The sequence below is a fragment of the Plasticicumulans sp. genome (assembly GCF_035331805.1).
In the GTDB taxonomy this organism is placed as follows: Bacteria; Pseudomonadota; Gammaproteobacteria; order Competibacterales; family Competibacteraceae; genus Plasticicumulans.
This window is the reverse complement of record NZ_DAOLKE010000228.1, coordinates 981-5,834: the sequence shown is the minus strand read 5'-3', so window position 1 is coordinate 5,834 and position 4,854 is coordinate 981. Positions and strand designations below refer to the sequence as shown.

4 protein-coding genes and 1 pseudogene are annotated in these 4,854 nt (G+C 70.3%); 4 read left to right on the top strand and 1 reads right to left on the bottom strand.

Annotated elements, in window-relative coordinates; genetic code table 11:
- Window positions 1–282: pseudogene (locus tag PKE44_RS13955) on the top strand (hypothetical protein); the annotation flags it as partial.
- A gap of 53 nt (window positions 283–335) precedes the next feature.
- On the opposite strand, the gene PKE44_RS13950 reads toward PKE44_RS13955, so the two are convergent.
- Window positions 336–563 (bottom strand): glutaredoxin family protein, encoded by a 228-nt coding sequence (locus PKE44_RS13950; protein ID WP_324552218.1) that lies wholly within the window; start codon window positions 561–563, stop codon window positions 336–338.
- A gap of 320 nt (window positions 564–883) precedes the next feature.
- On the opposite strand from PKE44_RS13950, the gene PKE44_RS13945 reads away from it, so the two are divergent.
- The 3 genes from PKE44_RS13945 to PKE44_RS13935 all read left to right on the top strand — a co-directional run bounded on the left by PKE44_RS13945 (window position 884) and on the right by PKE44_RS13935 (window position 4,697).
- Window positions 884–1,729 carry a PEP-CTERM/exosortase system-associated acyltransferase gene (locus PKE44_RS13945; protein ID WP_324552216.1) on the top strand — a complete coding sequence of 282 codons (846 nt, stop codon included), beginning with the start codon at window positions 884–886 and terminating at the stop codon, window positions 1,727–1,729.
- Window positions 1,730–1,869: 140 nt separating this feature from the next.
- Window positions 1,870–3,465: an acyl-CoA ligase (AMP-forming), exosortase A system-associated gene (locus PKE44_RS13940; RefSeq protein ID WP_324552214.1), complete on the top strand. Its 1,596-nt coding sequence runs from the start codon at window positions 1,870–1,872 to the stop codon at window positions 3,463–3,465.
- On the top strand, window positions 3,462–4,697 hold the full coding sequence (locus PKE44_RS13935; RefSeq protein WP_324552212.1) for a pyridoxal-dependent decarboxylase, exosortase A system-associated: 1,236 nt from the start codon (window positions 3,462–3,464) through the stop codon (window positions 4,695–4,697). Before PKE44_RS13940 ends, PKE44_RS13935 begins: the two co-directional genes overlap by 4 nt.
- Window positions 4,698–4,854 lie beyond the last annotated feature (157 nt).

Sequence of the window (4,854 nt, the reverse complement as noted above, 5' to 3'; positions counted from 1 at the left end):
TGCGTGCATCGGCACCGCTTCGAGACCCAGCAACATGGGGTCCGGATCATCGAGGGCTACCGCAGCAGCGCCCCGCGCGGCGACCGGCCGGCCGGCGAACGCCGCAGCGAAGGTGAGGCCCGTCCGGCGGCCCCCTGGCGCCCGCGCGAGGACGATGCCGCCCGTGCTCCGCGCGAGCACACGGCCCGCCCGTTCGCGCATCGCGACGATGCGGCCCGCCGCCGGCGCAGCGAAGGCGAACGTCGTCACGACGGCGCCCCGCGCCGCTATCGCGAGGACTGAAGCCCGGCGGGCACGGTCGTCACGCACACGTGCTGATGACCGTGCCATCGTGCTCATGCCCCGAGCAGTGCGATGACGGCACCGGTGTCGAACGGCCAGTCGAGTTCGGCACCGGTGTCCTGTCGGCGCAGCACCGGGATGCGCAGGCCATAACGCTGGTACAGCCCGTCGTCCTCGGCGACATCGATCTCGATGGCCGGCCGCCCGGCCGCTGCCAGCACCTGCTCCTGCGCCTGCTCGCACAGATGACATTCCGAAGTTCCGTACAGAATCAGCACCATGGCCTCCCCGACCGCGCTCATCGCCGGCGGCCGTGCGTGAAATTTCCGAGCCGACATTGCCGTGATCCGGATCGTGTGGAGCCGGATCGGCATGGGCTCCTGGCGGTTTACGGGGTGCGCGGCCTGTGCCAACATGCCGGCCAACGTAAGGAAACCACGCGCAGCGTACCGTTCAAGCCATTCTGGCGCAGCTCACGGGAAGCCAAAACCATGCAAGGGATGGACAGTGTCCGCTTCCTGCCGCCAGCCTTCTCCCTGCTGGCGACTTCCGCATCATGGCTGTCGATTCCTTTCATTCCCAGCCTGCGACGGACCCGGCCGTGAGCCGCGTGCAGCCTCTGGTTGCCGCCGATTCCACCGCTGCGGAATCCGGCCTCGACCCGTTGCTGCAGCATCCCGATCTGAACGACTCGTCGCGCAGCACGCTGGCCGACACGTTTTCCAAATACTTCTACGTCATGCGCGCCGACACGCCGGCGCTGCGCGAGGAAGTCTACCGGCTGCGCTACGAGGTCTACGTCCGCGAATTCGCCTATGAGGCCGAGGAACACTTCGCCGACGGCATGGAACGCGACGACTACGACGATCACTCCATACATTGCCTGCTTCGCCACCGTGCGACCGGTCTGGCGGCCGGCACCGTGCGCATGGTCTGCACCGACCCGGCCGATCGCAACGCCCCGCTGCCGTTCGAACGCTACTGCCTGCATGCGCTGCGCAGTGATCAGTTCGATCCGAAGCGCGTGCCCCGCCACAGCATCGGCGAAGTCTCGCGGCTCGCGATCCTGCAGCACTTCCGTCGCCGCCTGACCGACGAGCGCAAGCCCTTCAGCATCACCCAGGAACAGATCAAGGCGATCGACTCCGCCGAGCACGGGCGCGAGAACTTCCCGATCCTGCCGGTCAGCCTGTTCCTGGTGTCGATCGCGATGATGATGTACTGCGGCGTGCATCACGGCATCGCGATGATGGAGCCGCGGCTGGCGCGGCTGCTGCGCCGCTTCGGCCTGCCGGCGAAGCAGGTCGGCGACGTGATCGACTATCACGGCCCGCGCGCGCCCTTCCTGCTCGACCCCGAAGAAATGTTCGCGGCGGTCAATCCCGATCTCTACAAGCTCGTGCTGGCGCTCGACCAGCAGATGTCGCGCAACGCGCACGACTCCTGAGCCGCCGCGCCCCACGCACGACCCCACCGCGCGGCCCAACGCAACGCAACGCTACGATCCCGCTCCCGCCGAGCGGCCCGGGTTTGCGACAATGCCGGCCCTGCCCCGTCCCCACGGTCCGCCCGCGGAGCCCGCCGAGCATGCCCGGATTACTGCACGAACTGATCTTTGCGCGCGCCGAACGGACGCCTTCGGCGATCGCGCTGCGCCTGCGTGATGCCGAACAGGACTACGCGACGCTGGCCGAGGCGGTCGGACGCTTCGCGGCGGCCTGCGCCGGACGCGGCCTCGAAGCGGCCGGGCGCGTCGCGATCTGGCTGCCGAAGCGCTTCGAGACCGTCGCGGCGATCTTCGGGGCCTGCGCGGCCGGTGGCGCCTTCGTGCCGGTCAATCCGCTGCTGAAGCCCGAGCAGGTCGGCTACATCCTGAACGACTGCAACGTGCGCATCCTCGTCACCGACCGCGAACGCGCGCGCCTGCTCGCCGGGACGCTGGCCGGCTGCGCCGACCTGCACACGCTGGTGGTGCTCGACAGCCGCGGCCCCGAGGACCTGCCGAAGCTCGCGCACGTCGAATCACTCGCCTGGGAGACGCTGCTCGCCGAAGGCGAACGCCGCCCCGTGCACCGGCGCATCGACACCGATCTGGTGTCGATCCTGTACACCTCCGGTTCGACCGGCCGGCCGAAGGGCGTCTGTCTTTCCCACCGCAACATGCTGACCGGCGCCTGGAGTGTCGCGCAGTATCTCGGCAACAGCGCCGATGACCACCTGCTCGCGGTGCTGCCGTTCAGCTTCGACTACGGCCTGTCGCAGCTGACCACCGCCTTCCACGTCGGCGCGCGCGTGACGCTGATGGATTACCTGCTGCCGCGCGATGTCGTGCGCGCGGTCGCGAAGCACGGCATCACCGGGCTGGCCGCCGTGCCGCCGCTGTGGGTGCAGCTCGCGCAGCTCGACTGGCCGGCGGAAGCCGTCGCCAGCCTGCGCTACCTGACCAACTCCGGCGGCAAGATGCCGCGCGCGACGCTCGAAGCCCTGCGCGCGAAGCTGCCGGAGACGACGCCCTTCCTGATGTACGGCCTCACCGAAGCCTTCCGCTCCACCTACCTGCCGCCGGCCGAACTCGACCGCCGGCCGGATTCGATCGGCAAGGCGATCCCGTACGCCGAGATCCTGGTCGTGCGCGAGGACGGCAGCGCCTGCGCCCCCGGCGAACCCGGCGAGCTCGTGCACCGCGGCTCGCTGGTCGGGCTCGGCTACTGGAACGATCCGGTCAAGACCGCCGAGCGCTACAAGCCGGCGCCGGGCCAGCCGGCCGGGCTGGTGAATCCGGAACTCGCCGTGTGGTCCGGCGACACCGTGCGCATGGACGAGGACGGCTACCTGTACTTCATCGGCCGGCGTGACGACATGATCAAGACCTCCGGCTACCGGGTCAGCCCGACCGAGGTCGAGGAAGTCCTGTACGGTTCCGGCCTGGTCGCCGAAGCCGCGGCGATCGGCGTTGCGCACGGCACGCTCGGTCAGGCCGTGGTCGCGGTGATCCAGCCGGCCGCCGACGCCCCGGCCGATGACGAGGCCCTGCTCGCGCACTGCAAGCGCGTGCTGCCGAACTTCATGGTGCCGCTCTGCTTCGTGCGCCGCGCCGCGCTGCCGCGCAATCCGAACGGCAAGATCGACCGCAAGCAGCTCGCCGGCGAACTCGAAACCCTGTACGCGGAGACCGGCGCATGAACGCTCCCCGCCCCGTGCATGCACCGATGACGCAGTTCCCGGTCGTCGACGGCTGCCTGAGCATCGGCGGCGTGCCGCTGCCGGTGCTGGCCGCGCGCGTCGGCCGCACGCCGTTCTACGCCTACGACCGCGTGCTGATCGCCGCGCGTGTCGCCGAGCTGCGCGCCGCGCTGCCGGCCGGCATCGAGCTGCACTACGCGATGAAGGCCAACCCGATGCCGGCGGTCGTGCAGCTGCTCGCCGGCCTCGTCGATGGCCTCGACGTGGCCTCGGCCGGCGAGCTGCAGGTCGCGCTCGACACCGGCATCGATGCCCGCGAGATCAGCTTCGCCGGCCCCGGCAAGCGCGATGCCGAGCTGCGCGCCGCGATCGCCGCCGGCATCACGATCAACCTCGAATCCTTCGGCGAGACCGAGCGCGTCGCGCGCATCGGCGACGAGCTCGGCCTGCACCCGTCGGTCGCCGTGCGCGTGAACCCGGACTTCGAGCTGAAGGCCGCCGGCATGAAGATGGGCGGCGGCGCCAAGCCCTTCGGCGTCGATGCCGAACTGGTGCCGGAGCTGCTCGCGCGCATCGGCTCGCTCGACCTGCGCTTCCGCGGCTTTCACCTGTTCTGGGGCTCGCAGAGCCTGCGCGCCGAGACCATCGTCGATGCGCACCGCCAGACCTTCGCGCTCGGCCTGCGGCTGGCCGATGCGGCACCGGCGCCGGTGGAGCTGTTCAACATCGGCGGCGGCTTCGGCATTCCCTACTTCCCCGGCGAGACCCGGCTCGACCTGGCGCCGATCGCCGACAACCTCGAAACCCTGCTGCCGCAGCTCGCGGCACGCCAGCCGCAGGCACGGCCGGTCATCGAGCTCGGCCGCTATCTGGTCGGCGAGGCCGGCATCTACGTCTGCGAGGTGCTGGATCGCAAGGTCTCGCGCGGTCAGGTGTACTTGGTCACCGACGGCGGCCTGCACCACCACCTCGCCGCCAGCGGCAACTTCGGGCAGGTGATCCGCAAGAACTACCCGGTCGCGATCGGCACGCGCATGGACAGCCCCGCCACCGAGATCGCGAGCGTCGTCGGTCCGCTGTGCACGCCGCTCGATCTGCTCGGCGAGCGCATGGCGCTGGCAGCGGCCGAACCCGGCGATCTGGTCGTCGTGTTCCAGTCCGGCGCCTACGGGCGCAGCGCCAGCCCGGCCGGCTTCCTGTCGCATCCGGCCTGTGCCGAAGTGCTGGTCTGACGGGAACCGGCCCTTGAATGCGCTGAAGCCGCTGCGGTAACGGAAGCCCGCCCGATGTCCCGAGTCCTGCCCGCCACGGCCCCGCTGTCCGGCAGCGCCCGCACGCTGCCGCGCCCGCTGCCGGCCCTGAGCCGCATGCAGTGGCTGACGGTCCAGG

What these genes read in the sequence shown, in the direction of transcription:
- PKE44_RS13935 (WP_324552212.1), top strand. Translation starts at nt 3,462, where the DNA reads ATGAACGCTCCCCGCCCCGTGCATGCACCGATGACGCAGTTCCCGGTC.
- PKE44_RS13940 (WP_324552214.1), top strand. Translation starts at nt 1,870, where the DNA reads ATGCCCGGATTACTGCACGAACTGATCTTTGCGCGCGCCGAACGGACG.
- PKE44_RS13950 (WP_324552218.1), bottom strand. Translation starts at nt 563, where the DNA reads ATGGTGCTGATTCTGTACGGAACTTCGGAATGTCATCTGTGCGAGCAG.